General features: G+C 58.0%; 25 protein-coding genes and 1 pseudogene. 13 read left to right on the top strand and 13 right to left on the bottom strand.

The window, feature by feature from the left end:
* Positions 1-104 precede the first annotated feature (104 nt).
* Positions 105-1,519, top strand: a pseudogene (locus V7730_RS12225) (YifB family Mg chelatase-like AAA ATPase); the annotation flags it as partial.
* On the opposite strand, the gene V7730_RS12230 reads toward V7730_RS12225, so the two are convergent.
* From V7730_RS12230 to rsmI, 4 genes are read right to left on the bottom strand one after another with little or no spacing between them, the layout of a single operon-like run.
* Positions 1,491-2,396, bottom strand: coding sequence for an alpha/beta hydrolase (locus V7730_RS12230; RefSeq protein WP_335747877.1), 906 nt, complete (start codon positions 2,394-2,396; stop codon positions 1,491-1,493). The pseudogene V7730_RS12225 and the gene V7730_RS12230 sit on opposite strands and share 29 nt — an antisense overlap.
* Complete coding sequence (gene gshB / locus V7730_RS12235) at positions 2,393-3,328, bottom strand: glutathione synthase (RefSeq protein WP_335747878.1); 936 nt, start codon at positions 3,326-3,328, stop codon at positions 2,393-2,395. Before gshB ends, V7730_RS12230 begins: the two co-directional genes overlap by 4 nt.
* A 58-nt stretch (positions 3,329-3,386) precedes the next feature.
* Entirely contained in the window at positions 3,387-3,767 is a 381-nt protein-coding gene (locus V7730_RS12240; RefSeq protein WP_335747879.1) for a YraN family protein, read from the bottom strand.
* Between the two features lie 5 nt (positions 3,768-3,772).
* Entirely contained in the window at positions 3,773-4,636 is an 864-nt protein-coding gene (gene rsmI, locus V7730_RS12245; RefSeq protein WP_335747880.1) for a 16S rRNA (cytidine(1402)-2'-O)-methyltransferase, read from the bottom strand.
* An 88-nt stretch (positions 4,637-4,724) separates the two neighbouring features.
* Between rsmI and V7730_RS12250 the strand changes: the two genes are divergently transcribed.
* From V7730_RS12250 to murJ, 4 genes are all read left to right on the top strand, one after another.
* Complete coding sequence (locus V7730_RS12250) at positions 4,725-5,900, top strand: penicillin-binding protein activator (protein WP_335747881.1); 1,176 nt, start codon at positions 4,725-4,727, stop codon at positions 5,898-5,900.
* Positions 5,901-5,920: 20 nt separating this feature from the next.
* Complete coding sequence (locus V7730_RS12255) at positions 5,921-8,683, top strand: [protein-PII] uridylyltransferase (RefSeq protein WP_335747920.1); 2,763 nt, start codon at positions 5,921-5,923, stop codon at positions 8,681-8,683.
* A 55-nt stretch (positions 8,684-8,738) separates the two neighbouring features.
* Complete coding sequence (locus V7730_RS12260; protein ID WP_335747882.1) at positions 8,739-9,956, top strand: MFS transporter; 1,218 nt, start codon at positions 8,739-8,741, stop codon at positions 9,954-9,956.
* 158 nt (positions 9,957-10,114) lie between these two features.
* Entirely contained in the window at positions 10,115-11,659 is a 1,545-nt protein-coding gene (gene murJ / locus V7730_RS12265; RefSeq protein ID WP_335747883.1) for a murein biosynthesis integral membrane protein MurJ, read from the top strand.
* A 2-nt stretch (positions 11,660-11,661) separates the two neighbouring features.
* Here murJ and V7730_RS12270 read toward each other — a convergent pair whose 3' ends face one another.
* Positions 11,662-12,357 (bottom strand): rhomboid family intramembrane serine protease, encoded by a 696-nt coding sequence (locus V7730_RS12270; protein ID WP_335747884.1) that lies wholly within the window; start codon positions 12,355-12,357, stop codon positions 11,662-11,664.
* Between the two features lie 87 nt (positions 12,358-12,444).
* On the opposite strand from V7730_RS12270, the gene trpS reads away from it, so the two are divergent.
* The 5 genes from trpS to V7730_RS12295 all read left to right on the top strand — a co-directional run bounded on the left by trpS (position 12,445) and on the right by V7730_RS12295 (position 16,539).
* Positions 12,445-13,464 carry a tryptophan--tRNA ligase gene (gene trpS / locus V7730_RS12275; protein WP_335747885.1) on the top strand — a complete coding sequence of 340 codons (1,020 nt, stop codon included), beginning with the start codon at positions 12,445-12,447 and terminating at the stop codon, positions 13,462-13,464.
* A 141-nt stretch (positions 13,465-13,605) separates the two neighbouring features.
* Positions 13,606-14,076, top strand: a complete 471-nt coding sequence (locus tag V7730_RS12280) for a VOC family protein (RefSeq protein ID WP_335747886.1) — start codon at positions 13,606-13,608, stop codon at positions 14,074-14,076.
* Between the two features lie 55 nt (positions 14,077-14,131).
* Positions 14,132-15,235 carry a class II histone deacetylase gene (locus V7730_RS12285; RefSeq protein WP_335747887.1) on the top strand — a complete coding sequence of 368 codons (1,104 nt, stop codon included), beginning with the start codon at positions 14,132-14,134 and terminating at the stop codon, positions 15,233-15,235.
* Between the two features lie 3 nt (positions 15,236-15,238).
* Positions 15,239-15,811: a nitroreductase family protein gene (locus V7730_RS12290; protein ID WP_335747888.1), complete on the top strand. Its 573-nt coding sequence runs from the start codon at positions 15,239-15,241 to the stop codon at positions 15,809-15,811.
* Positions 15,802-16,539, top strand: coding sequence for an EI24 domain-containing protein (locus tag V7730_RS12295; RefSeq protein WP_335747889.1), 738 nt, complete (start codon positions 15,802-15,804; stop codon positions 16,537-16,539). Before V7730_RS12290 ends, V7730_RS12295 begins: the two co-directional genes overlap by 10 nt.
* Here the strand turns inward: V7730_RS12295 and V7730_RS12300 are convergent.
* Both V7730_RS12300 and mce read right to left on the bottom strand, forming a co-directional pair.
* Complete coding sequence (locus V7730_RS12300; RefSeq protein ID WP_335747890.1) at positions 16,469-16,765, bottom strand: DUF1467 family protein; 297 nt, start codon at positions 16,763-16,765, stop codon at positions 16,469-16,471. The genes V7730_RS12295 and V7730_RS12300 overlap by 71 nt on opposite strands.
* A 3-nt stretch (positions 16,766-16,768) precedes the next feature.
* Entirely contained in the window at positions 16,769-17,173 is a 405-nt protein-coding gene (mce, locus tag V7730_RS12305; RefSeq protein WP_335747891.1) for a methylmalonyl-CoA epimerase, read from the bottom strand.
* Between the two features lie 131 nt (positions 17,174-17,304).
* Here mce and V7730_RS12310 point away from each other — a divergent pair, with 131 nt between their 5' ends.
* Entirely contained in the window at positions 17,305-18,024 is a 720-nt protein-coding gene (locus V7730_RS12310; RefSeq protein WP_335747892.1) for a response regulator, read from the top strand.
* 2 nt (positions 18,025-18,026) lie between these two features.
* Here the strand turns inward: V7730_RS12310 and V7730_RS12315 are convergent, their stop codons facing one another.
* Positions 18,027-18,749: a GNAT family N-acetyltransferase gene (locus V7730_RS12315; RefSeq protein WP_335747893.1), complete on the bottom strand. Its 723-nt coding sequence runs from the start codon at positions 18,747-18,749 to the stop codon at positions 18,027-18,029.
* 121 nt (positions 18,750-18,870) lie between these two features.
* On the opposite strand from V7730_RS12315, the gene V7730_RS12320 reads away from it, so the two are divergent.
* A complete protein-coding gene (locus tag V7730_RS12320) occupies positions 18,871-19,344 on the top strand; it encodes a hemerythrin domain-containing protein (protein ID WP_335747894.1) in 474 nt (157 codons plus the stop codon).
* A gap of 45 nt (positions 19,345-19,389) precedes the next feature.
* On the opposite strand, the gene aspS is transcribed toward V7730_RS12320, so the two are convergent.
* The 5 genes from aspS to V7730_RS12345 form a co-directional block, all read right to left on the bottom strand.
* Positions 19,390-21,168 (bottom strand): aspartate--tRNA ligase, encoded by a 1,779-nt coding sequence (gene aspS / locus V7730_RS12325; RefSeq protein WP_335747895.1) that lies wholly within the window; start codon positions 21,166-21,168, stop codon positions 19,390-19,392.
* A gap of 168 nt (positions 21,169-21,336) precedes the next feature.
* A complete protein-coding gene (locus V7730_RS12330) occupies positions 21,337-21,948 on the bottom strand; it encodes an ABC-type transport auxiliary lipoprotein family protein (protein WP_335747896.1) in 612 nt (203 codons plus the stop codon).
* 4 nt (positions 21,949-21,952) lie between these two features.
* Positions 21,953-23,668 (bottom strand): MlaD family protein, encoded by a 1,716-nt coding sequence (locus V7730_RS12335; RefSeq protein WP_335747897.1) that lies wholly within the window; start codon positions 23,666-23,668, stop codon positions 21,953-21,955.
* Positions 23,668-24,459 carry an ABC transporter ATP-binding protein gene (locus V7730_RS12340; protein WP_335747898.1) on the bottom strand — a complete coding sequence of 264 codons (792 nt, stop codon included), beginning with the start codon at positions 24,457-24,459 and terminating at the stop codon, positions 23,668-23,670. The genes V7730_RS12335 and V7730_RS12340 overlap by 1 nt, the downstream gene beginning before the upstream one ends.
* A 2-nt stretch (positions 24,460-24,461) precedes the next feature.
* The gene (locus V7730_RS12345) at positions 24,462-25,535 is read right to left on the bottom strand and encodes an ABC transporter permease (RefSeq protein WP_443070218.1); all 1,074 of its coding nucleotides are present in this window, start codon (positions 25,533-25,535) and stop codon (positions 24,462-24,464) included.
* Between the two features lie 336 nt (positions 25,536-25,871).
* On the opposite strand from V7730_RS12345, the gene V7730_RS12350 reads away from it, so the two are divergent.
* Positions 25,872-26,285: a c-type cytochrome gene (locus tag V7730_RS12350; RefSeq protein ID WP_335747900.1), complete on the top strand. Its 414-nt coding sequence runs from the start codon at positions 25,872-25,874 to the stop codon at positions 26,283-26,285.
* Positions 26,286-26,299: the final 14 nt, after the last annotated feature.

The raw sequence follows: 26,299 nt of genomic DNA on the forward strand, positions 1-26,299 counted from the left end.
TCTTTGGCTAAAGATTAAAGTGTTGCGTCGACCCGTTGAAATCGCCGCCCATAGCTGCCATTCGCGCATACAAAATTCGTCAAATTTCCGGCTCGTTCACAATCTCTATCGTGGGCTTGCCGGACAAAGCAGTGTCTGAAGCCCGCGTGCGCACGGCACTCACCTCTATGGCGATTGCGTTGCCCTCCAAACGCATCACCATCAACCTAAGCCCCGCCAACCTGCCAAAAGAAGGCAGCCACTTTGATTTACCGATCGCGCTGGCGTTGCTCGCTGCGTTGGACATCCTACCCAAAGACGTGGTGGAAACCGTTGTGGCGCTGGGGGAGCTTTCGCTAGACGGCACTTTGGTACCAGTGGTGGGCGCCCTTCCCGCCGCAATGGCCGCCGCGCAGGAAGAGCGCAGCCTGTTGTGCCCAGAAGGCTCAGGGGCCGAAGCGGCTTGGGTCAACGCCTATCAGATGATTGCCGCGCGTAGCTTGGGCGATGTTGTGCGGCATTACACAGGTCAGGTTCCGCTGTCTCCGTCTGAACCGGGCGAAGTCGCGCCACTGGATCACAGCCGTGATCTGCGCGAGGTCAAAGGACAAGAGCGCGCCAAACGCGCGCTAGAGATTGCAGCTGCCGGCCGCCACCATCTGATCATGGTCGGCACGCCAGGATCAGGGAAATCCATGCTGGCCGCGCGCCTGCCCGGCATTTTACCTCCGCTTTCAGCCGCCGAAGCGCTGGAAACCTCGATGATCCATTCGCTTGCCGGATTGCTGGACAAAGGTGGCATCAGCCGCGCACGGCCCTTTCGGGAGCCCCATCATACCGCATCCATGGCCGCGATCATCGGCGGCGGGCGCAACGCGAAACCCGGCGAGGTCAGCCTTGCCCACAACGGTGTGCTGTTCATGGATGAATTTCCAGAATTCCCGCGCAATGTCTTGGAAACTTTGCGTCAGCCTATCGAAACAGGCGAAGTGATGATCAGCCGCGCCAATGCTCACGTCAAATATCTCGGCCGTTTCATGTTGGTGGCTGCTGCTAATCCGTGCAAATGCGGCTATCTGCCCGATCCGGCCCGCGCCTGCGCGCGCGTCCCGCAGTGTGGAGAAGATTATATGGGCCGCATATCGGTGCCGTTGATGGACCGTTTCATCTGCGCGTTGATGTCCCGCCCGTGACCTACACCGATCTAGATCTAACTGCCTCGGGCGAGAGTTCGGCGAGCGTGGCAGCGCGAGTGGCACAGGCGAGAGGAACACAGTTGGCACGTTTTGTTGCTGCTCCGAATGTGCGTTGTAATTCGGATGCCGAAGGTGAAATGCTGGAGCAGATGGCATCACCTGATGCAGAAGGGCGCGCCCTTCTGGTTCGCGCAGCCGAACGGTTTGGCCTGTCCGCGCGAGGCTATCACCGCGTTTTGCGCGTGGCACGAACCATTGCAGACCTCGACGGCTCGGCCAATGTGCGGAAGCCACATGTGGCCGAAGCGGTAGGTTTTAGACTGCCCAGCCTTGTTGTTGCCTGATCCAAAGCGCCAGCTCATCAAGCGTTTGCCGCGCTTCGGGTAGCATGGTGTGGAAGAGCGGCCAGACATGCGGCAGATTGTGATGCTCGACTAGCTTTGCCGTGACACCGCCCTCACGCAATCGTGCGGCAAGCCTGCGCGCGTCATCCAACAATATTTCAGTATCGCCAACGGTGATCCATGCAGGAGGTGCGCCGTTGAAATCGGCGAACATCGGGCTGACACAGGGATCATTGCCCGCGTGACCTTGTAGAAAAAGCTCCGCCATCGCCACCGCGCGCTCGGCCGGAAGAATGACATCGTAATGCGCATTTTCGCCAAAGCTTTTTCCACTATAGGTCAGGTCGGTCAGAGGCGAAAAACCGAAAACGGCCGCAGGGCCATCAGCCCCTTCAGCGCAAAGGCCGGCCACCAATCCAAAGGCCAACGCACCGCCAGCGCTATCACCGCCCAGCACGATATCCTTGGGCGCGATCCCGGCTGCAATTAAGCCATCCCACGCCGCACGCACATCCTGCGGCGCGGCGGGAAACGGCGCTTCCGGCGCAAGACGGTAGCGCGGTATCACAGCCTGCGCCCCAAGCCGTGCAACTAGCTGAGCGACCAAAGCCGCGTGGGTAGTCGGGCTGCCGAACACAAACCCGCCTCCGTGAAGATAGAGCAAGTACCGCCCGGCGACGCGGTTGCGCGGCGTCACCTCCAGACAGGGAACCCCACCAAACTCGGTCCAGCGGCGCTGTACTCCACGAGGGAAACGGAACAACAGGCGGGCCTGCACCTCGAATGCCCTGCGCAACACCTGCACAGAGCCGTTGCGCATGCGCCGCTTTTCAACCGCCCTCAGCCACGGATTTAGAAGTCCTAGCGCGATGCTCATCCGCGCTTGGCCTCGATGACCTCCCAGATTTTGGCTGCGATGTTTACGCCATCAAAACGCTCTAGTTCCTGAATACCTGTGGGCGATGTTACGTTGATCTCTGTGAGGTAGTCTCCGATCACGTCGATCCCGACAAAAACCTGGCCTTTTTCCTTGAGCAGGCCACCGATGCGCTGGCAAATCTCGTGGTCACGCGCGGTCAGGCCCACTTTTTCAGGGCGTCCGCCCACATGCATGTTGGATCGAGTCTCGCCCTCGGCAGGCACACGGTTGATGGCGCCGACAGCTTCGCCGTCCACCAAGATCACGCGTTTGTCGCCCTTGGACACATCCGGCAGGAATTTTTGCACAATCAGTGGCTCACGTGAAAAGCCGGTGAACAACTCATGCAGGGAGCTGAGGTTGCGGTCGTCATGGGTGAGCTTGAAGACGCCTGCACCGCCGTTGCCATAAAGCGGCTTGAGAATGACATCACCGTGCTTTTCTTTGAATGCCTTGATCGTCGACAGATCGCGGGCAATAGTTGTAGGAGGCGTGAGATCGGGGAAATTCAGCACCAACAGTTTTTCAGGGTAGTTGCGCACCCAGAACGGATCATTCACGACCAATGTTGTCTCTGAAATACGGTCCAGCAGGTGCGTTAACGTGATGTAGTGCATGTCAAAGGGTGGATCCTGACGCAGCCAGACCACGTCAAATTCGGAGAGGTCGACTTCGCGCATCTCTCCCAAAATGGCAGGGTTTCCCGCCACACGCTGCACGGTCATATCATGACCACGCGCGGTTATCCGGCCTTCCTGATAGGCCAGATGATCCGGCGTGTAGAAAAACAACGAGTGACCGCGCGCCTGCGCTTCTTCTGCGAGGCGAAAGCTGCTGTCGGCGTCAATATTAACGTCCCCGATCGGGTCCATTTGAAAGGCGATTTTCATGTGCATATCCTTGCTGTTGTCTCTTTGATGACAAAGCAAAGCGTCCGGCGCAATGCCCTCAGCCGTGACCGAAGGCGTTTTCAATGATTTGTGTCTCACCGTGACCATTCACCAGCGCGACGTCAAAGCGGACATCTGTCAGGTTTCCACGTGGCTGGGTGCCCAGATATTCCACGGCACAATTATAGATACGACGCATTTGTGCCGGACTGACACGCAATGCTGCCCGCTCGAAACTGCGGCTTTGCTTTACTTCGATGAATATCAGACCGTCGCCATCCCGAACGATAAGATCGATCTCACCGCTTTTGCCGCGCCAGCGTTGTTGCGCGATAGCAAAACCGCGCAGCTCGTAATCCAGCGCAATACGCCCTTCGGCGGCTAGACCGGCGTGAAATGACATGTTCCCGCGATGAACCTGTTTGTGCGGATGCGTCATGGGTTTTAACCTTTTTGCGTATTGAGCTCCAAAGCGGCCTGATACACTTGCCTGCGCGGCAGTGCGTGGGCCTTCGAAACCAGATCCACTGCATCGCGCATGGACATCTCTTCCAAAGCAGCCTTCAGGGACGACTCTAGATCATCAGAGTTAACAGTTTCTAAAACTCCGCGATCCACCAAAACCACGATCTCCCCTCTTGGAGAAACCTCGCTGTAGTAATCTGCCAACTCTTCGATGGTCCCACGGCGGACCTCTTCAAACTTCTTTGTCAGTTCACGGCAAACGGCTGCCGAGCGGACTCCGCCCAACGCAGTATTCGCGTCGCGCAACATCGCGCCCAGACGTTTGGGTGATTCGTAGAATACAAGCGTCGCGCGGACATCGCGCAGTCCTTCTAGTGCGCTCAACCGCGCCGCTTTGGTATTCGGCAGAAAACCGGCAAAATGGAAAGAATCCGTGGGCAATCCAGCCAGCGCTAATGCGGTGAGCACCGCTGAGGGTCCGGGCGCGCATGTGACGGGAACCCCCGCCAATGCCGCTGCGCGCGACAGCTCAAACCCTGGATCAGCTATGAGTGGCATTCCCGCCTCGGATGCATAAGCCACTGATTTGCCGTCCTGTACCGCCTTGATCAGCCGTGTTACCGCCCCCTCGCTGGAGTGGTCATGCAGCGCGGTGATCCTGCGCCCATCAAGCGGAATACCGTGGATATCCATAAGCTTGAGCAAGCTGCGCGTATCCTCGGCGGCCAACATGTCTGCACTGGCCAGCACATCCAATGCGCGCAACGTGATGTCCCGTGCGGTCCCGATCGGTACGCCTACAAAGGTAATTCCCGGCGCTAACTTCTGCTTATGGATATTCAACGCTGGACCCGCCCCTGTGACACGATATGATTGCGCCAATTACAGCGCGGGTGGGTTCCTGCGCCATTGACTGGGGAGTACTGTTACCATGTTTGCCATCCTACGCACCATCCGAAAGCCGATCCGGCTGTTAATACTGCCGATTTTTGCGATGATGCTAACGGCCTGTGATCCGGCCACGCTTGGCGGTCTTGGCGGGCCCAACATTGACCCCAACGCTCCTGTACCTGTTGCGCTTCTGGTGCCACGCGGAGGGTCCGCATCTGACGACCTTTTGGCCGAGAACCTTGAGAACGCAGCACGTCTTGCGATCCGCGATCTTGACGGTGTGCAGATTGATCTTCGGGTTTACGGCACGGCTGGCAAAGCTGGAACAGCGGCCACTGCCGCCGCGCAGGCGGTGAATGACGGTGCAAAAATCATCATCGGGCCGGTCTACGGTGAAGCAGCAAATGCCGCAGGTGTCGCCGTTGCCGAATCCGGCGTGACGGTTCTGTCGTTCTCCAACAACACAACCATCGCTGGCGGCAACGTCTTTGTGCTTGGGCCAACCTTTGACAATACCGCCAACCGGCTGGTGAATTACGCAAGGCGCGCAGGCAAAGAAAAGATCGTGGTTCTGCACGCAAGTGACATCGGTGGCCAGTTGGGACGCAATGCCATTCAAAAGGCGATTGCAACCAATGGTGCGACACTGTCGGGTACCGTAGAATACCCGCTTAGTCAGGAAGGCGTCCGCGGTGCGGTTCCAAAAGTGAAAGCTGCCATGCAAAGCACCGGTGCGAACGCTCTGTTCCTGACGGCGAACTCGTCAACTGCGCTGCCGCTGCTGGCTGAAATGTTGCCGAGCGCAGGTATCAGCAATCAGAACACCCAGTTCGTCGGCCTGTCGCGTTGGGACATTCCAGCACAAACACTGGCTTTGCCGGGCGTTCAGGGCGGCTGGTTTGCACTGCCTGACCCTGGTGCAAGTGCGGCATTCGCGTCTCGCTACAACGCGGCTTACGGCGAGCGGCCTTTGGATATTGCCGGTCTAGCCTTCGACGGCATTGCGGCCATCGGATCACTTGTCAAAAGCGGCAAAAAGAATGCTCTGTCCACCGCAGCATTGACCCAAGGCGCCGGTTTTAAAGGTGCAAGCGGTATCTTCCGTCTGCGTGCCGACGGCACAAACGAGCGTGGGCTTGCCGTGGCAGCAGTGCGTAACAATCAGGTCGTATTGCTGGAAGCCGCCCCACAGGCCTTTGGCGGCGCGGGCTTCTGAGCGCGTCCGTGACAGACCAAATGACACCGGACTCAGGCGCGGAATTACAGCCGTGCCTGAGTGCTCCGCCAAATGACATTTATGACCATGATGCCATAGATGCGGAAATTGCGGCCGCTGCAGCGCGTGGCGTAGACGATGCCGCACTACGTGCAGAGGTCGTCAAAATCCTGCGCACGGCCCAAACAAAAGGGCGTGCTGCAATAGCAGAGGCATTTGCGGCCAACCCGTTTGACGCAACCACTATGACAGCTTCCTACACCTACCTGACGGACGGGATGGTGAAGTCGGTGCTTAAGGTTGCAACGCATTCTCTACATCCTGCGCCCAAAGGCGCACCAGCGCTTAGCGTAATAGGGGTCGGAGGCTATGGCCGCGGCGAAATGGCGCCGTTTTCGGATGTGGACCTTCTGTTCCTGTTGCCCGGAAAAATCAGCCCGTGGGCCAGCAACGTGATCGAAGCGATGCTGTATTTGCTGTGGGACCTCAAGCTCAAGGTCGGCCATTCCAGCCGGACCATCCGAGATTGCGTGCAGCTAGCCACCGAAGATTACACCATCCAGACGGCCCTGCTGGAGCACCGTTACATTTGCGGCGACACCGAGCTTGCGCATCAGTTGGATGTCACGCTCAAGCGCGATCTGTTCTCGGGTTCAGGGCGCGATTTTATCGAGGCCAAACTGGCGGAGCGCGACAGCCGACATATGAAACAGGGCCAACGTTATGTGGTTGAGCCTAACGTCAAGGAAGGCAAAGGCGGGTTACGCGATCTGCAATCGCTGTTCTGGATCGCCAAATTCATCCACGGAGTAGAGCATTCCGCAGATCTGGTCGCCGAGGGCGTCTTTCGCGAGGATGAATACGAAACCTTTAAAGCCGCCGAGAATTTTCTGTGGGCGGTGCGCGGACATTTGCACCTGTTGACCAACCGCGCCACCGAACAGCTGACTTTTGACATGCAGGTAAGCGTGGCCGAGGCCATGCAATTTGAAGACCGCGCCGGCCGCCGTGCCGTCGAAGTTTTCATGCAAGCCTACTTCCGCCACGCCACCGCGGTTGGTGATCTGACCCGCATCTTCCTGACAAAGCTGGAAGACATGCACGTGAAATCCGAACCCTTACTGGAACGGATCTTTCGGCGCAGGCCGCGGATCAAGGACGGCTATATCATCGTGCACAATCGCATTGCGCTTAAGGATGACGCGGTATTTCTGAGTGACCCGCTCAACCTGCTGCGCGTCTTCGAAGAAGCCTTGCGCACTGGCATGCTGATCCACCCTGATGCCATGCGCACCGTGAAAGCAAACCTGCATCTTATCAACGATACCCTGCGCAACGATCCTGAAGCCCAGCGCATCTTCCTTGATTTACTGCTCAAACATGGCAATCCCGAACGCGCCCTGCGCCGCATGAACGAACTGGGCGTGCTGGCCGCGTTCATCCCTGAATTTGAGCCGATCGTAGCGATGATGCAGTTCAACATGTATCACAGCTATACCGTGGACGAACACATCATCCAGACCATCGCCCACCTCGCAATGATCGAAAAGAACGAGCTGGAGGAAGAGCTGCCCGTTGCCTCCTCGATCCTCAAGCGCGGCGTGAACCGCAAGGTGCTATATGTGGCACTACTGCTGCATGACATCGGCAAGGGCCGGTCGGAAGATCATTCGATCCTCGGCGCCCAGATCGTGCGCAAGGTGGCTCCGCGTCTGGGGCTCAAGCAGGACGAAGTCGACACTGTCGAATGGCTGGTGCGCTATCACCTGCTGATGTCGGACATGGCGCAAAAACGCGACATCGCCGATCCTCGCACGGTGCGTGATTTTGCCAAGGCGGTGCAGACGGTCAAACGGCTGGACCTGCTTTGCGTTCTTACAGTTTGTGATATTCGCGGCGTCGGCCCCGACACATGGAACAACTGGAAGGCTGTGCTGATCCGCGCCCTTTACCGCCAAACGGAACGGGCGCTTGAAACCGGCCTTGAAGACCTCAACCGCCAAAACCGTGGGACCGAGGCCAAGAAAACACTGCGCGCCGCCCTGCCCGACTGGCCTAAGAAAGCGCTCAAGGCAGAGACGTCCCGGCACTATGATCCATACTGGCAGGGCCTGCACGTCACGGCCCATGTCGCCTTTGCCAACCTGTTGCGCGATATCGAGCCTGATTCGGTCCTGATTGACCTGCACCCAGATGAAGACCGCGACGCCACGCGCGCATGTTTCGTTATGCCAGACCATCCCGGCATCTTCTCGCGGCTGGCGGGTGCCTTGGCGCTGGTCGGCGCCAATGTAGTGGACGCGCGCAGTTATACGACCAAAGACGGCTACATCACTGATGCTTTCTGGATACAGGACAGCGAAGGCAACGCCTATGAAGCGTCCAAGCTGCCACGCCTGCGTCAGATGATTGAGAAGACCCTGCGCGGCGAGGTGATCGCGCGCGATGCTCTCAAAGCCCGCGACAAGGTCAAGAAACGCGAAAGAGCATTCCGCGTGCCGACGCATATCACCTTCGACAACGACGGCTCTGAAATCTACACAATCATCGAGGTTGATACCCGCGACCGTCCCGGTCTGCTTTATGATCTGGCGCGCGCGCTGGCGGGGGCTAACGTCTATATCGCCAATGCAGTTATCGCCACCTACGGCGAGCAGGTCGTCGATACCTTCTATGTGAAGGATATGTTCGGATTAAAGTACTATTCAGAAGCCAAGCAACGCACCTTGGAAAAGCGTCTTCGCGAAGCGATCGACGCAGGCGTAGCGCGGGCAGACAAGTGATCTAAAACAATGGGCTGTTGTTGACCGCTGCATGCGACAATAGAGCCCCCTGTATTTGACCCTACACCGCACCATAAAACTGATCCCTTGGTTTCAGTTTTTCAACGCCCTGCTGTTCTGGCAGGCGGTGTGGTTTTTGTATTTTCAGGCCAACCTATCCGGTGCCGAAGCGATCATCCTCTATTCAGTCTACGACATCGCCACCACGGTGCTCGAAGTTCCATCGGGCTACTTCTCGGACAGGCTTGGTCGGAGGGTGACACTGTTTTTATCAACGCTGTGCAGTCTGCTTGGCTGTCTGGCGCTGGCTGCTGGAGGCGGCTTCGCCGTTTTTGCGCTGGGGCAAAGCCTGATTGGCGCAGGGGCCGCGTTCAAATCGGGGACAGACACGTCGCTCCTTTACGAGGCGTTGGATGCCACTGGCCGCGCTGATGAGGTTGAGGCACAGGAGTTGCGGGCATGGCGCTTCAGCCTCGCGGGGTTTGCGTTGTCAGCGATATTGGGCGGCGCGATGAGCCTTTGGTCACCGGTCGCCCCCTTCTACGCAACGGCGTTTGCTTTTGCCGTGGCCGCAGTGTTGGTCGCATATATGACAGAGCCGCCGCGCAGCACGGATGATGCCCCCGGCCTGCGCATCCAGATCAAACAGCTTAAGGCGGCGCTGCTTCATCCGGTGTTGGCATGGCTCTTTGTGCTGACGGTTCTGATGTATGGCTTCAGCCATTTACCCTTTGTCTTCGGCCAGCCCTTCATCCTGACAGCGCTGGATCAATTCAACCTCGCTGCCGAAGCGCCACTGGTCAGCGGGGCGGTGACCAGCGTGATGATGCTTGTCTCTGTACTCGCGTCGCTTGCTGCCCTGCGCTTGCGCAGCGCGCTGGGGTTGCCGTTACTCCTCCTTTGCGCCTTTGGCATGCAAATCGCGCTAGTGGGTGCTTTGGCTGCCAGTACATCGGTGTTGGTTATCGGTGTGCTGTTGCTGCGGATTGTGCCGGACTCGTTGGCGTACCCTTTCATCGTTGCCCGCATTCAGCCCCTATTAGAGAGCGACACACGGGCCACGTATCTTTCGCTCAAAAGTCTTGGGGGCAAAGTATTCTTCGCCTCTACACTGTTGCTGGCTGCGACAAGCGCGCAAGAGGCAGGATTGCTGCCCGCAGATGATCTTCAACGGATTTTGGGCTGGTACGCTGGGGGTGGGTTGCTTGCGCTTGTCGGCTTGGCAATCACAGTGCGTTGGGTGCAGATCACACCGCCGCAAAAGGCAAGGTGATCGCGTCGTTAGCTTCGATCAGAAGCATGTAGTCAGGCCTCAAAAACGGTGCACCACACAGGAAAAACCGCCGTCAGCGCGCCCCTGAGAAAAAGACATTTGCAACGTCGCGTGCCAATCGCTAGGCCAAGAGAGACCAGCAACAAAGGCTCCTCCCCATGAAACCCATCCGCCTGATGTCCGGCTTTTTCACCGTTGGTGTCTGGACCCTGCTCAGCCGTGTGCTGGGATTTGTGCGCGAAGTAATGATCCTGTCGCTGATTGGGCCAGGGCCGCTGATGGACGCCTTTGTGGCCGCCTTCCGTCTGCCAAACATGTTCCGCCGTTTCTTTGCCGAAGGTGCGTTTAATGCGGCCTTTGTGCCGATGTTCTCTAAACGGCTGGAGGCAGGCACAGACGCCGAAACCTTTGCACAAAACGCTTTCTCGGGACTGTTCTTTATCGTAACGCTTTTGACTGCGCTTGGCATGATCTTCATGCCTGGGCTTGTCTGGCTCACGGCCGAAGGGTTCACTGCCGACGGACGTTTTGACCTGACTGTCGGGTTCGGCCGGATCGTTTTTCCTTATATTCTATTCATGTCTCTCTCTGCGCTTTTCTCGGGCATTCTGAACGCCACGGGGCGCTTTGCAGAAGCAGCAGCGGCCCCCGTGTTGCTCAATATCTTTGTGATCTCAGCACTGACCTTTGCCGCATTGACCGGAGGTGAAGTGATTAACTGGCTTATTTGGGCGATCCCGCTGGCCGGCATTGCACAACTGACACTGACGTGGCGTGCAGCAGCGAAGGCGGGGTTCTCACTGCGACCGGCACGCCCGCGCTGGAACAAGAACATGCGCGATCTGGTGGTGATTGCATTGCCTGCAGCACTTGCCTCCGGTGTGATGCAAATCAACCTTGTGGTGGGGCAACTGGTGGCCTCACAATATGAAAACGCGGTGAGCTGGCTTTTCGCCGCCGACCGACTTTACCAACTGCCGCTCGGCGTTGTCGGTATTGCTGTGGGTGTAGTTCTGTTGCCCGAACTGTCGCGCCGCTTGCAAGCAGGTGATGACGCTGGTGCAAAGTCGGCTCTTAGCCGCGCCGCCGAAATCTCGCTTGCGCTCACCATCCCTTCGGCTGTGGCACTGATGGTGATCCCGCTTACGCTGGTTTCCGTCCTGTTCGAGCGGGGGGCCTCCGGTACCGATGATACGGCAGCGATTGCAACGGCGGTGATGATCTACGGCTTCGGCCTGCCCGCTTTTGTGCTGCAAAAGATCGCTCAGCCGCTTTATTTCGCCCGTGGTGACACCCAGCGCCCGTTCTATTTTGCGATTGTCGCTATGGTGGTCAACGCAGGTCTGTCCTTTGGGCTTGCGCCTTGGGTCGGCTGGCTGGCACCCGCCATTGCCGCAACTGCTGCGGGCTGGATTATGTACGCCCTACTGGCAATTGGCGCGCGCAGATTTGGTGAGACCGCGCGCGTAGACGCTCGTTTCCGCACCCGCATCTGGCGCATCATAGCGGCCTCGTTGGTGATGGGCGCGGCGCTGTGGTTCGTCAACCTACAGCTCAGCGCACTCCTTGTGCTGCCATGGTGGCGCGGATTAGGCCTGTTGATTTTGCTCCTGCTCGGCGCCGTTGCCTATTTCGGCTCAGGTCAGATGCTGGGCGCGTTCAAGATGTCCGAATTCAGAGCCGCCATGCGACGGGGCCGCTAGACCTATCGCTGACGGAGCCGACCCAGAATACGCGTCCATTCTCCCGGTGCGCACAAAAAACTAAGCCCGAAGCCACAGACGAAGCCTGCCAATTCAGCGACCCAGCCATTGCCAACCGTGGCAAACAGGCTCCAGACAAGTTGCAAGCCCATGAGCATGGCTATCAGCGTAAAAGCTTGCACCTGCTGGCCGCCGCTTGCTGCCAGCTTGCGCCACAGCAAAAAGCTGTAGCCGCCTATCAAGCCGTAAATTGCGGGGTAACCGCCGACCAACCAAACCGGATCGTCCAGCACCAACGCATAGGTCAGCGCCCCGACAATGCCAGAGACGACAAACAGCGCGAGCATGGCAAGTTGGCCCATCACTTCGGCGGCCATCTTGCCCAGCGCCAACATCAGCACCACGGCAATCAGCGCGTGGGTAAAGCTGAGGTGGATGAAGGGGTACGTCACAAATCGGGCCAGATTGTCCCATGACCAATACCCCTGCGCGAGCATGGCATCGAAGATATCACCCGAAAAGCCCCAGTCGCGCACAAGCGCCAACCGCCAGCCAATCGCTTGCGGACCACCAACAAGGCCCGCCTCGCCCAGCGTCAATACAGCCTCGATACCGGCCATGATAAGGAACAGAATAACCACCACTACTGGCAGCTTGTTGAAGGGGGGTTCGAACTCGGGGTCGTGGGGGTCTGACATATGTACTGCTTTCAGGTCTGGTTGACGGGAACCTGTGCCATGGGTAAGCCCTCTGCGAGAGCATATCCAGCCCCATCGGAGCATCCCATGACCGAGACCACCTTCACCCCCCGCGTTTTCTCCGGCATCCAGCCCTCTGGCGATCTGCATCTGGGCAACTATCTGGGCGCACTCAAGCGCTTTGCTGATGCTCAGGGTAAGGGCGTGCAGTCGATCTACTGCATGGTGGATCTGCATGCGATTACGGTTCCGCAGGACCCCGCCGACCTCAAGCGTAGCACCCGCGAGCTGTGTGCAGGATTTATTGCGAGTGGTGTCGATCCGGAAAAATCCATCCTCATCAATCAAAGCCAAGTGCCCGAGCACGCGCAGCTGGCGTGGATTTTCAACTGCGTCGCCCGCATGGGATGGATGGGCCGCATGACACAATGGAAAGACAAGGCCGGCAAGAACGCCGAAGCCGCATCCTTGGGGCTGTTCGCCTATCCTGCGCTGATGGCTGCTGACATCCTGATCTATCACGCCACTCACGTGCCTGTGGGCGAAGACCAGAAGCAGCACCTTGAGCTGACGCGCGACATCGCCGCCAAGTTCAATCATGACTACGGCGTGGATTTCTTCCCGCTGACAGAGCCTGTGATTGAGGGTGCCGCAACTCGTGTGATGTCCCTGCGTGACGGGTCCAAGAAGATGTCCAAATCCGATCCGTCAGATGCCAGCCGCATCAATATGACCGACGATGCAGACACCATCGCAAAGAAAATCCGCAAGGCCAAAACGGACCCTGATGCGCTTCCTTCGGAGGTCGAAGGTCTTAAAGACCGCCCCGAAGCGCGCAATCTGGTGAATATCTACGCCGCGCTGAACGAACAGACCGTAGAGCAGGTTCTGGCAGATGTCGGCGGCCAGCAATTCGGCTCGTTCAAGCCTGCGTTGGCGGATTTGGCAGTGGCCAAGCTTGCCCCGATCTCAACCGAAATGGCGCGCCTGATGGGCGATCCGGCCGAGATTGACCGCCTGTTGGCAAAAGGTGCGCTTCAAGCGCGTGAGATCACGGCACCTATCCTGAAGAAAACATATGAGATCGTGGGCATGGTGGGCGCCTAAGCCGCGCGCCCTCTCAAACCTGACACCCGACTCTGACATCTTGAGCCTGCGCGCCGCTGCACAGATGCTGCGCGCAGGCCGGTGTCGCAATACCCGCCTCCCGCGATTAGCTATTACTCCAAGTAAACTGGAGTATCAGCAATGTCTCATACCACCGTCGGCCATATCCATCTGCGCGTCGCAAACCTTGACCGAGCGATTGCCTTTTACCGCGATGTTCTAGGGTTTGATTTGACCCTGCGCATGGGCGATCAGGCCGCTTTTTTGGGCGCCGGCGGGTACCACCACCATATCGGCCTGAACACGTGGGAAAGCCGCGATGGAACACCGCCGCCTGCTGGCCATACCGGCCTTTATCACAGCGCTTTTCTGTATCCCGATCGCCCCGCTTTGGGAGCTGTGATCAAACGCATCTTAGCCGCAGGCATCTCTCTTGAAGGTGCTGCCGATCATGGCGTGAGCGAGGCCGTTTATCTGCGCGATCCTGACGGAAACGGAGTAGAGCTTTACCGCGACCGGCCCCGCCCGGACTGGCCCTATGACGCGACCGGCAATCTGAAAATGGGCAATGCGCGACTGGATGTGCAAGCTATCATTGACGAAGCCGGATAGGCGTGGACAATCCGCGTCTGCTTTGCTTGTCTTGACCCAAGCTTAGGAGGCGATCATGGCGACAGGTTTTTTCTGGAACGAACGCACTTTTTGGCATGCCGGTGGTAATTACGCCGGCACGCTGCAACTGGGTGGGTTGGTGCAACCGCTGGCCGCAGGAGGACTACCAGAAAGCCCCGAGACAAAGCGGCGCCTCAAGAACTTGATGGATGTCACAGGCATAACCCGGGATCTGGATATGCGTGACGCGCCAGAGGCCAGCCGCGAAGAACTGTTGCGCGTACATCCAGCCACCTACCTCGACGCGTTCAAGGCAACCTCAGATTCTGGTGGTGGCGAGATAGGGCTTCACGCACCTTTCGCCAGCGGCGGCTATGATATTGCGGCGCTTTCTGCAGGCCTTGCCACAGCTGCGGTGCGCGCCGTTGCAAGCGGCGAGTTGACCAATGCCTATTCGCTTAGTCGCCCGCCCGGTCACCATTGCGAGCCTGAAAGCCCGATGGGTTTCTGCCTGATGGCCAATATCGCCATCGCGCTGGAAGCGGCCTTTGCCGAAGGCCAGATCAAGCGGGCTGTCGTTCTGGATTGGGACGTGCACCACGGCAACGGGACCGAAGCGGTGTATTATAGTCGTTCGGATGTACTCACCATCTCAATGCACCAAGAGGGTAACTACCCCCTTGAGACCGGCGCCTTGCATGACCGAGGGAGGGAAGACGGTGCAGGCTTCAACCTGAACCTGCCCTTGCCGCCCGGCACGGGGCATGAGGCCTATCTACACGCGCTCGACACTGTTGTGATCCCGCAGATCAACGCATTTGCCCCCGATATCATTATCGTTGCCTGCGGGTATGATTGCGCGGCATCCGACCCGCTCGGCTCTATGCTGGCGATGGCGCGGACGTTTGCCGACATGACGACGAGGGTTAAACAAACCGCCGAGGAAATCTGTGACGGGAAGCTGGTGGTTGTGCATGAGGGCGGCTATTCCGAGGTATACGTGCCCTTCTGCGGTCATGCGGTAGAGGCGCTGTCAGGCAGCGACATCCTCGCTGCCGACCCCCTTGACCATGTACTCACCCGCCGACAGCCAAACCCGCGCGTTGCAGCCTTCCAGAAAGAGCTGATAGACGACATGGCAAAAGAATTAGGACTGTAAATTATGCCCACACCCAACCCGCAAGCGCTGGAGTTTCTGCTCACGCGCAGGTCCCGTCCGGCCAAAACGCTGACCACTCCGGTTCCGGATCGCGCAGCGCTGCAAACGCTGCTGGAAGCCGCCGCGCGCACGCCTGATCATGGTAAGCTTGAACCGTGGCGTTTTATCGTGATCGACCGTGAGGCTATGGCTCCACTGGCCGAACTTGCGCAAGCGCGCGGCGAAGCATTGGGGTTAGACGCCGAACAGATCGCGAAAGGCCGGGGGCAATTTGATCAGGGCCATCTCGCGGTAGCGGTGATCGAAGTGCAAAAGGATTCGCCAAAAATCCCCGTACTAGAGCAGACATACTCAGCCGGTGCTGTCTGTCTGGCGCTGGTAAACGCAAGCCTTGCGGCGGGATGGGGCGCGAACTGGCTCAGCGGTTGGGCCAGCCATGACCGTGCCTTCGTGGAGCAGGGTTTCGGCCTTGCATCGCATGAGCGCATCGCCGGCATCATCCATATAGGCACTGAAACGAGTACTCCACCTGACCGTCCACGCCCCGATCTGGATGCAATCACGACATGGCTCTGAACACGATCATCACCGCCTTCAGCCTTGCCCTGAGCCAATTGAGCGATCCGCGTTTTAAGCGGGTGCTGCTGATGGGCGTGGCACTTACCATAGCGCTGCTGGTTGGCGCGTCCGCAGGCTTTGTCTGGCTGATCAACTGGGCAGCGGGTGATAGTATCTGGCTGCCCGTGCTGGGCGAGGTGCAGTGGCTGGACGATTTATTCAGCTGGGGTGCGGTGTTCTTGCTGTTGTTCTTGTCCGTGTTTTTGATGGTGCCTGTGGCCTCTGCGATCACGTCAATGTTTCTAGATGACGTCGCCGATGCTGTAGAGGCTGTACACTATCCCAATGTCCCGCAACAGCCACGTACACCCTTTTGGGACGGCCTGCGCGATACGGTGAATTTTCTAGGGGTGATCATAGCGGTCAACGCGCTGGCGCTGATTCTTTACGTCGCCTTTGCGCCCATCGCGATTTTTATCTTTTGGGCCGTGAACGGGTTCTTGCTGGGGCGGGAATATTATACCCTTGCGGCCATGCGCCGTGTCGGGCGCAAGCGCGCCAAGGAACTACGTCGCAAGCATTTCGTGACAATCTGGGCAGCAGGCACGCTGATGGCGATGCCGCTGTCTATCCCGTTTCTAAACCTCGTGATTCCCATTTTGGGGGCCGCGACGTTTACTCACTTGTTCCAGATGCTGCCGCAGGGGCGCCCCGTCCCACCCAGTTTTCCAGATCATCCACGCTGATTACGCCTGACAGGATGATCGCAATAAAGCTGCCCCAGATCACAAAGGCGATACCTGTGGTCCAGAGCGCCTTTTTGCCCAAGTGGTGATGCTCTGGCGCGCCGGCATGGGTGCCCGGCACGATATCATTCAGATCGCCTTGGGTCTGCACACGGATGGGCAGAACGATCAGAAACAACATGAACCAGACAATGGCATACAGAACGATGGCTGATACAGGACCCATGGCTTAAACTTGCTCCAGCTCGACGAGCGCACCGCTGAAATCCTTCGGGTGCAGGAAGATCACAGGCTTGCCATGCGCGCCGATCTTCGGCTCGCCAGTACCCAGCACGCGTGCACCGATTGATTTCAGATGGTCTCGTGCCGCGATAATATCATCAACTTCGTAGCAGATATGATGGATACCGCCTGCAGGGTTTTTGTCCAGAAACCCTTGGATCGGAGAATGTTTGCCCAGAGGGTAGAGCAGCTCAATCTTGGTGTTCGGCAGCTCAATGAAGATGACCGTGACACCGTGGTCAGGCTCGTCCTGCGGCGCGCCTACGTTTGCACCCAGCGCGTTGCGGTATTGATCCGCCGCCGCCTCCAGATCAGGCACAGCAATGGCCACATGGTTAAGACGTCCGATCATGGCTTTCTCCTTCAGCATCAATCTGGCGTGTTTATGCGATGCAAAGACAGGGCATGCAATGCGGCGTGTTAACCCTCTCTTAGCTATGGCTGCGTAACCTTGGGACAAGTTTAATGGAATCGGAGAGCACCATGGACAACAACGATCCGTTTGCGGCCAACTACCCGGCCCCCACTGCTGCGCGCCCATTGCTGGGCCTGACCGTTCTTGTGGTTGAAGATAGCCGATACGCCTGCGAAGCGATGCGGTTGCTTTGCCTGCGCTCTGGCGCACGGATCAGGCGTGCTGATTGCATCCGTTCGGCACGGCGCCATTTGCAGGTGTACCGCCCATCGGTTGTTGTAGTGGACATGGGCCTGCCAGATGGCAACGGCGCTGATCTGGTTGCCGAACTAGCGCAGGCGGATACCGAAAAAAGTGTTGTACTGGCAACCTCAGGGGATGACGGGCTGGAGCAAGAGGCAATTGAAGCAGGTGCCCAAGGCTTCCTAAGCAAACCGATCACCTCACTGGCCGTTTTCCAGCAAATGATCCTTGCAACCCTGCCCCGCGATCGACAGCCACCGGGACTGCGCGTCATTGAGGATGAGCAAGTCTCACCAGATGAACTCGCGTATCATGATGACATCAACTATGCGGCGGAGCTTTTGGAAAACCTCGCAGACGACAAGGCACTGGATTATATTGCGCAGTTTCTCAAAGGTGTTGCCCGCTCGGTCGAGGATGGGCGAATGGAACAAGCGGCTATCGCGCTTGAGGGGAAGCGCGCCGCAGGCGGGGCTACAGCATCAGAGGCGGCCCAGATCGCTGGCTTGATCCAGCAGCGTCTATCCCAGAGAATTGCGATCTAGCACTATTTAAGCGCTGGGTCTTCTGTGACCCGTACAAGGCGGGTCATATCGCCCAAGCTTTCGCGCTGACGCCCGTTGCTGTCAAAGTTCGCGGGCGATAGCCATGCGGCATAGGCCTCTTTCAGCGCTGGCCATTCTTGGTCAATCGCCGCGAACCAAGCTGTGTCTCGGTTGTGTCCCTTGACCACCATCGCCTGCCGGAACACCCCCTCATAGCTAAGCCCGAACCGCTGGGCGGCACGACGCGATGCTAGATTAAGCGCGTTACACTTCCACTCATAGCGTCGATAACCGGCCTCGAATGCCCATGACATCATCAGATACATGGCCTCGGTCGCCGCAACTGTGCGCTGCAACGCGGGGCTATAGCTAATGTGCCCGACCTCGATTGAGCCCGCATCGGGGGCGATGCGCAGATAACTGGCCACGCCTTCCCAATTACCGGTCTGCAGGTTCTTGATGGCATAAAAGCACGGGTCATCTTGACCAGCGTGATCGCGCACCCAGCGGTGATATTGGGCCGCCGACGAAAACGGGCCATAGGCCATGTAATCCCAAACCCCGTCGTGGCCTGCATAAGCGCGGTACAAAAGCGCGGCATGCGCATCCGCATTCAAGCGCTCCAAGCGCACGTATTGGCCTTCGCGCAAATCCCAATCGGGTGTCAGAGGCGGGGTCCAGCCAGGAACGGGCGTACCCACAGGTATCAAAGCAGATGTTTTCATAATAAAGTGATAAGATGCATATCGCCCCGCGCCAAGGGTTGATTGGTTACCCAAACCTTCCGCGGAGGAACTTTTGATCTTGCTATGCGTTAGCCAAGCAATATCCCGAAGGAGACCAATCATGCCATCTATCTATGACGCCATCAAAGAAGATCACGACTCCCATCGCGCTTTGCTTGATAAAATCGAGCAGACAAGCGGCGACAGCTCCGATCGCCGCGAGGCATGGGATGCTTTTTACGAAGACGTGAAATTCCACGCTGCCGCTGAAGAAGAAACATTTTATTCAAAGCTGATTTCAGAGACCTGGGGCCAAGACGCCGCGCGCCACTCTGTGCATGAGCACCAGCAGCTCGATGACCTGATGGAGGAGCTGAATGAGACCGATATGTCCTCTTCGGGGTGGCTTACCCGTTTCAAGACGCTCAAGCACGATTACGAGCACCATATGGAAGAAGAATCCGAAGTGTTCGAGCGCGCCAAAAAGGTGATCGGCAAAGAGCACAACGAAGGTTTTGGAAAGGAGTTCGAGGCCCGTAAAAAAGAAGAGCGTGGCCTGATTGCCAAAAAGAGAGAAGATAGTCTCGAAGACTAGTCAGTAAAGAAAAAGCGCCGCAGTCTCCTGCGGCGCTTTATAGTATTAGTCCTGCGGGATCACGCGCAGGCCCAGCTCCATCAGCTGGTCCGGCATCGGATCGTTCGGCGCATTCATCATCACATCTTCGGCGCGCTGGTTCATCGGGAAAAGGATGACTTCACGGATGTTGTTTTCTTCCGCCAGCAGCATCACGATCCGGTCGATACCGGCCGCGCAACCACCGTGGGGAGGAGCGCCGTATTGGAATGCGTTAACCATACCGCCAAAGCGCTTGCGCACCTCGTCCTCGCCATAGCCAGCGATCTCGAATGCTTTGAACATGATCTCGGGACGGTGGTTACGGATCGCACCTGACACCAGCTCATAGCCGTTACAGGCCAGATCGTACTGATAGCCCAACACCTGCAGCGGATCACCATGCAGCGCTTCCATGCCGCCTTGTGGCATGGAGAACGGGTTGTGTTCGAAATCGATCTTGCCAGTTGTCTCGTCCTTCTCGTAGATCGGGAAGTCCACGATCCATGCGAAGGCGAAACGCTCTTTGTCAGTCAGGCCCAGTTCTTCGCCAATGACGTTTCGCGCGCGTCCCGCCACAGCTTCAAACGCCTTTGGCTTACCGCCAAGGAAGAAGGCCGCATCGCCGACACCCAGGCCCAATTGCTCGCGGATCGCCTCTGTACGCTCTGGCCCGATGTTTTTGGCCAGTGGTCCAGCAGCTTCCATGCCCTCGCCCTGATCGCGCCAGAAGATGTAGCCCATACCGGGCAGACCTTCTTTTTGCGCGAAAGCATTCATGCGGTCACAGAACTTGCGGCTGCCGCCTTTGGGTGCCGGAATGACACGGATTTGGGTGCCTTCCTGTTCAAGCAGTTTGGCGAAGATGGCAAAACCGGAGTCTGCGAAATGCTCGGAAACCACCTGCATCTTGATCGGGTTACGCAGATCGGGCTTGTCCGAGCCATACCAAAGCGCCGCGTCCTTGTAGGAAATCTGCGGCCATTCCTGATCGACAGGACGGCCACCGCCGAATTCCTCGAAGATACCTGTCAGAACGGGCTGGATTGTGTCGAACACGTCCTGCTGCTCAACAAAGGACATCTCAAGGTCGAGCTGGTAGAAATCCGTGGGCGAGCGGTCGGCGCGCGGGTCTTCGTCACGGAAGCACGGCGCAATCTGGAAGTATTTGTCAAAGCCGGACACCATGAGCAGCTGTTTGAACTGCTGGGGCGCCTGCGGCAGGGCGTAGAATTTGCCCGGATGCAGACGCGACGGCACCAGAAAGTCACGCGCGCCTTCAGGGCTAGATGCGGTGATGATCGGTGTCTGGAATTCTTTAAAACTTTTATCCCACATGCGCTTACGGATCGAGCTGACAACGTCAGAGCGCAGGATCATGTTGCGCTGCATCTTCTCGCGGCGCAGATCGAGGTAGCGATAGCGCAGGCGCGTCTCTTCGGGATATTCCTGTTCGCCGAACACCTGCAAAGGCAGATCGCCATGCACTTGGCCCAACACTTCGATCTCGCGGATGAAGACTTCGACCTGACCTGTGGGGATGTTCGCATTCACCAGTTCTGGCGCGCGGGCTTTGACTTCGCCGTCAATGCGGATGCACCATTCCGAGCGGACCTTTTCGACCTCAGCAAAAGCAGCAGAGTCCGGATCGCAGATAAGCTGTGTGATGCCATAGTGGTCGCGCAGGTCGATGAACAGAATACCGCCGTGATCGCGCACGCGATGGACCCACCCCGACAGACGGACATTAGTGCCCACATCCTTGGCGTTCAATTCAGCGCAGGTCTGGCTTCGATAAGCGTGCATGACGATTCCTCTTGTGGCGGTGAATGCTCTGTGACCACGGCCACAAGCATAGAAATATATCGCGCGCAGCTACACCGCGCGCAGGCTACGAAGTCAAGGGGACAGGCTGACAATTGCAGCCTAACAGGCGAAACTAGCCATCCCAACCGCACAAACGGCGGCAATATATCAGACCTGCCGGATCGCCCAATCAGCCATCTCGGGCAGCAGCACATTCATCACACGCTGAAAGATTTCCACGATCTGCGTCGGCGTGTCGCCTGCCACAGCGGCGGTTTGCGTGAAGCTGCGCGAAGCAACGATGCGCTGGTCGGCGTCATTGACGACGGTAAGGTTGATATCCACGCGCGCCTCTAAGCTGGTATCGGCCAGCTGGTTCACTTCGAACGCGTCAATGCGCGTCAGCAATGCCTTGTCGGGAATGGGGCCGGCATCACTACGCCCGACATAGGCGATGCGGCCCGTCTCGGAAATGCTGCGGATCAGAAGCGACCGCACCACTGCAGGCACCTCGTCGCTCCAGCGGGCATCAGGCAAATAGGTGATGGAAGCCGGCGCGGGCTTGATCATGATCCGGTCGCTGGTCAGCGCGGCAGAGGCCTGCGGTTGAGCGACCAGAAGCGTCCGTGCGCTGCGCGCGCCTTTCTTCGATCCCGATACAGGAAGCAGATCATAAGTATCTAGCGGTGTTGCGGCCGCGTTAAGAGAGGACAGTGTGCTACACCCGCCAAGGGCACACATACTGCCGAGCAGCATCGCTCTGCGGCTTGGATAATTCATATCTCTATCTCCTGTATTCGGGCACGCGGCCATCAAGGATAAACCTTGCCGGGTCACGGTCGATCTTGCGAGTGATATCGGAAAGCGTCTTCACGAGGGTACGGGCATCTGCGGCAAGACGGGTGAGTTCGGGCAGACCGCGGGTGGCAAAATCGTCCACCGCTGGTGTGGATTGGGCGACTGCGCCCTGAATCTGACGGACCACTGCATCGCTACGGGCGATCAGTGCGCGTAATTCTGCGGTAATGGCAGGCATGTCGCGGGTCATTTCAGTGACCGCCTGACTGATCTGGTCGGACGCCTTACGAATGTCCGTCACCATCGGTCCAAGGTCGGTATCCAGCACATCGGTCGCCGCGTCAAAGCTGGTCTGCGCCGAGCCAAGCGTGCCTTGCGCGGTCGTCAGTGTAGTATCAAGGATTGCAAGACTGCTTTGCGCCCTGCCGAACAGCGCATTGGCAGAGGCGATAGCCTCCTGCGCCGCTTCCGCCATTGGATCCAATTGGCCGGTTGCATTGGTAAGGTTCGCGGCTACGTCCTCGACCGCCTTGTTGGCGCGCGCGACGCCTGCGCGGATGTCGGTCTTGATGACGGGGACATCGTTCAGCACAACCTCTTCAATCGCTGTAATCGCACGCTTGGCGTCATCAAGGACAAGCCGCGCCTCAGCGACCATCGCGGTACCGTCGCCCTCTACAAGCTGGTCAAATCCATCTGACGCTTCTGTCACAGCCACAAAGGCGGTGCTCGCTTCGGTCAGAATTTGCTCCAACTCTGACAAGCGCGCGTTAAGCAGCGTCGCTGTCTCCGAAAACCCGTCAAGCGTTGCGCCGGAGCGCGCCTGCAGGTCGGCAATGGCGGAATTAGTCAATGTGGCCGCATCCGAGAGTTGCGCAAGAATACGCGGCACGTCTTCGTTCAGAAGTTGACGCGCCTGATCAAACGTCCCTTCCGCACTGGCAATGGCACCGACCGAACCTGCAAGCGCCTTGTCCGCCGTCTCGAACGCGCCGGATGCTGTGGCCAACGTGCTATCGGCTTGCTCCAGCGTGGCGGATACAGACGCACCGATCGCATCCAGCCGATCAGTAAACAGGGTGATCTGGGTTGTAGCATCACGAACGGTGCCGGTAATATCGGAGAAATCGTTGATCGCCTGATCCAGCCGTCCCGAGGACGCGTCCAGATTGCGCAAAATGTTGGTCACATATTCCTGATTTTCCGGCCCTGCCAGTTTCTGGAACTGCTCCATCAGCTTCGTCGCCTCGATCAGCAAATCAGGCGCGTCCTGCACCAAAGTCTGCACTGTTGAGCGCTTTGACGGGATGATCATCCATCCGTCTGCGTTTGCCACCAGCGGTGCCGCCTGCGGCGTCCCGCCTGAAAGCGAGATATAGGCGACACCGGTCACCCCTTGGGACTGCAACTGCGCTACGGTATCAGAGCTCACGGGGACGTCCGCTTCGATCTCGATGGAGGTGAACACTTTGGAGGGATCGTTATTGTCGATGCTTAAGCCCATGACGCGGCCCACCGAAATACCGTTAAAAAAAACATCTCCAGACGCATCAAGGCCCGAGACATCCTCGAACAAGATGCCGTAGCTTTGGTATTGCTTGTTCACCTGCACACTGGCCAGCCAGACGAAAAAGCCCAGCGTGCCCAAAATGGCCAAAAGCGTGAACACGCCGATGAGAATATAGTTTGCACGGGTTTCCATCAGGCAACCCCTTCCTTTTTGGCCGACGAAGAAAGCGCGGCACGGGCGCGAGGGCCGTGAAAGTATTCATGCACCCAAGGGTGATCAACACGCAGCATTTCGTCCATAGTGCCCACCGCCAAAACCTTTTTATCCGCCAGCACCGCAACCCTGTCACATATGGCGTGCAGGCTGTCCAGATCATGCGTCACCAGAAACACGGTCAGCCCAAGGGCGGCCTGCAACTGTTTGATCAGGATATCGAAGGCCGCGGCGCCAATCGGGTCAAGCCCTGCTGTCGGCTCGTCCAAAAACACAATCTCGGGGTCCATCGCGATGGCGCGGGCAAAACCGGCGCGTTTTCGCATGCCGCCCGACAACTCCGAGGGGTATTTCATCATCGCATTTTCCGGCAAGCCGACCATCCGGACTTTGATGCCGGCAAGAGTTTCGCGAATATCGTCAGAAAGGTCGAGCTGTTCGCGCATGGGCGCTTCGACGTTCTGGCGCACTGTGAGCGAGGAAAACAGCGCGCCGTCCTGAAACATCACGCCCCAACGGCGGCGCAGCGCGCGATACTGCGCCTCAGACGTTGAGCGCACGCTTTCGCCGAAAACCTCGATCTGGCCCTCGTTCGGTTCAAGCAGCCCGACGATGGCACGCAACAGAACCGATTTTCCGGTGCCAGAGCCGCCAACCACACCGATGATTTCACCACGGCGCACATCCAGGTCCAGACCGTCGTGCACCGTATGTCTGCCAAAGCGCGTCACCAGATTGCGCACGCGAATGATGGGGTCTTGCTCCGTCATCGTCACACCCCCACCACGGCAAAAAAGACCGAAAATAGTGCGTCCATCACGATGACCATGAAAATGGACAAGACGACCGAAGCAGAGGTCAAACGACCCAAAGACTCTGCGTTGCCGCCGACCTTCATGCCTTCATAGCACCCGATGATGCCAATGATCAGCGCAAAGAAAGGCGCCTTGATCATGCCGACACCAAAGTGCCAAACATCCGTATTGCTGACCAGTCGCGTCTGGAACACAGCCGGAGAGACGCCCAGTTCGATCCACGACATCAACGCGCCGCCGATCAATCCCGAGATATCTGCGATAAACCCCAACGCCGGCAGCATCAAAATCAGCGCCAGAACCCGTGGAACAACCAGGATCGTTACCGGATCAAGGCCAAGCGTGCGCATGGCGTCGATCTCTTCGCGCATTTTCATCGACCCAATGGCGGCAGTGAAAGCAGAGCCGGATCGGCCCGCCACGATGATAGCCGTGAGCAAGATGCCAAGCTCTCGCAGGATGGAAATAGCGATCAGATCGACCACAAACACCTCTGCGCCGAACTGGCGCAACTGGGCAGAACCCTGAAAGGCCAGAACCACGCCGATCAGAAACGCCATCAACGCCACGATGGGCACCGCGTTCACGCCGATCTCTTGGCAGTGGTGCACGACAGACGTCAGGCGCAACCGACTTGGGTGGCGGATGATGACGCCCAAAGTTGCGATGACCTGCCCCAGAAACGAGACAAGCTCTGCCGTCATGCGCAAGCCGCCCACCACTTTGCGGCCGTATGCCTCAAGATGATCGCTGAGGCTGCTCGGTTTGGCGGCGTCGGAATCTTCAGGTGGCATGTTCTGCCGCACAGTATCTATCATCTGCTCCTGCGCATCATTTGCTCCGGTGATTGCCACCTCGCGACCAAGGCCAGCAGCGGTCTTTTGCCGATCCACCAGAAACCACGCGCCTGCCGTGTCCAGCTGGCTCAGCGCGCTGATATCAATGTCCGTCAATTCGCCCACCTCTGGCGACGGATTTCGGGCAATCAACTGCTCTACCGTGTCAATAAGCAAGCGGCCCGACAGCACCATTGTGCCATCGCCCCACGTGACGCTGACCGGTTTATCTTGCAAAGATTCGGGCACGCTCATGCAGCACTGCCATAGGGAGTTCGCATCAAAGGCTCCGTGAAAGACCGTTTCGCGACTCTTTCCCAGGTGCTGGGCTTGGGCCGGATGGGTCAGGTGATGTTCGTGCACTCGTTATGGCCCACAAGGACGCACACGCAGTCTAGTGTCTAGATTTCGCATGAACCTTGATAAAGATCAAACAACTACGGCTCACCCTATGCTAATCCTCATGATAACTATAGGCTAACAAAGTATGGCGAACACTCGCCCGGCCAGACAACGGAGAACATAAGTCACATGCATGCCCGCTCGATCCTCACCGGTGGCCTTTGCGCCATCTTGTTGTCAGCCTGCACGCAGGCCTCCATCGACACAAAGCACGCGGCCAAACGCGGACAGGTGATATTTGCGAAAGAGTGTTCCCAATGTCACGGCACGAACGGCGAAGGCGCGGGCGCGGAATCTCTAGGGCTCGGCGTTCCGCCGCCGGATTTGACCGGATTGAGCGCACGCAATGATGGCGCATTCCCGCGCGAATTTGTCCGCCGCTTTGTGATGGGCCTGCTAGAGAAAGACGACCCTGACGCGGCGATGCCCGAGTTTGCGCAAGTTGGCCTCAGACACGTTTATCCAAATGGCGGTGCGGACGGTGAAGTGCTTGAGGCTGACTTCAGCGATCTCTTGGATTATCTCGAGTCGATCCAGAAATAGAGAACTGGCGCGGT

This window comes from Sulfitobacter sp. (assembly GCF_036961165.1).
Taxonomy (GTDB): domain Bacteria; phylum Pseudomonadota; class Alphaproteobacteria; order Rhodobacterales; family Rhodobacteraceae; genus Sulfitobacter.

Coding starts and splice junctions, on each gene's coding strand:
- V7730_RS12230 (WP_335747877.1), bottom strand. CDS start 2,396: ATGAGCATCGCGCTAGGACTTCTAAATCCGTGGCTGAGGGCGGTTGAA.
- gshB (WP_335747878.1), bottom strand. CDS start 3,328: ATGAAAATCGCCTTTCAAATGGACCCGATCGGGGACGTTAATATTGAC.
- V7730_RS12240 (WP_335747879.1), bottom strand. CDS start 3,767: ATGACGCATCCGCACAAACAGGTTCATCGCGGGAACATGTCATTTCAC.
- V7730_RS12250 (WP_335747881.1), top strand. CDS start 4,725: ATGTTTGCCATCCTACGCACCATCCGAAAGCCGATCCGGCTGTTAATA.
- V7730_RS12255 (WP_335747920.1), top strand. CDS start 5,921: ATGACACCGGACTCAGGCGCGGAATTACAGCCGTGCCTGAGTGCTCCG.
- murJ (WP_335747883.1), top strand. CDS start 10,115: ATGAAACCCATCCGCCTGATGTCCGGCTTTTTCACCGTTGGTGTCTGG.
- V7730_RS12270 (WP_335747884.1), bottom strand. CDS start 12,357: ATGTCAGACCCCCACGACCCCGAGTTCGAACCCCCCTTCAACAAGCTG.
- trpS (WP_335747885.1), top strand. CDS start 12,445: ATGACCGAGACCACCTTCACCCCCCGCGTTTTCTCCGGCATCCAGCCC.
- V7730_RS12280 (WP_335747886.1), top strand. CDS start 13,606: ATGTCTCATACCACCGTCGGCCATATCCATCTGCGCGTCGCAAACCTT.
- V7730_RS12285 (WP_335747887.1), top strand. CDS start 14,132: ATGGCGACAGGTTTTTTCTGGAACGAACGCACTTTTTGGCATGCCGGT.
- V7730_RS12290 (WP_335747888.1), top strand. CDS start 15,239: ATGCCCACACCCAACCCGCAAGCGCTGGAGTTTCTGCTCACGCGCAGG.
- V7730_RS12295 (WP_335747889.1), top strand. CDS start 15,802: ATGGCTCTGAACACGATCATCACCGCCTTCAGCCTTGCCCTGAGCCAA.
- V7730_RS12300 (WP_335747890.1), bottom strand. CDS start 16,765: ATGGGTCCTGTATCAGCCATCGTTCTGTATGCCATTGTCTGGTTCATG.
- mce (WP_335747891.1), bottom strand. CDS start 17,173: ATGATCGGACGTCTTAACCATGTGGCCATTGCTGTGCCTGATCTGGAG.
- V7730_RS12310 (WP_335747892.1), top strand. CDS start 17,305: ATGGACAACAACGATCCGTTTGCGGCCAACTACCCGGCCCCCACTGCT.
- V7730_RS12315 (WP_335747893.1), bottom strand. CDS start 18,749: ATGAAAACATCTGCTTTGATACCTGTGGGTACGCCCGTTCCTGGCTGG.
- V7730_RS12320 (WP_335747894.1), top strand. CDS start 18,871: ATGCCATCTATCTATGACGCCATCAAAGAAGATCACGACTCCCATCGC.
- aspS (WP_335747895.1), bottom strand. CDS start 21,168: ATGCACGCTTATCGAAGCCAGACCTGCGCTGAATTGAACGCCAAGGAT.
- V7730_RS12330 (WP_335747896.1), bottom strand. CDS start 21,948: ATGAATTATCCAAGCCGCAGAGCGATGCTGCTCGGCAGTATGTGTGCC.
- V7730_RS12335 (WP_335747897.1), bottom strand. CDS start 23,668: ATGGAAACCCGTGCAAACTATATTCTCATCGGCGTGTTCACGCTTTTG.
- V7730_RS12340 (WP_335747898.1), bottom strand. CDS start 24,459: ATGACGGAGCAAGACCCCATCATTCGCGTGCGCAATCTGGTGACGCGC.
- V7730_RS12345 (WP_443070218.1), bottom strand. CDS start 25,535: ATGGTGCTGTCGGGCCGCTTGCTTATTGACACGGTAGAGCAGTTGATT.
- V7730_RS12350 (WP_335747900.1), top strand. CDS start 25,872: ATGCATGCCCGCTCGATCCTCACCGGTGGCCTTTGCGCCATCTTGTTG.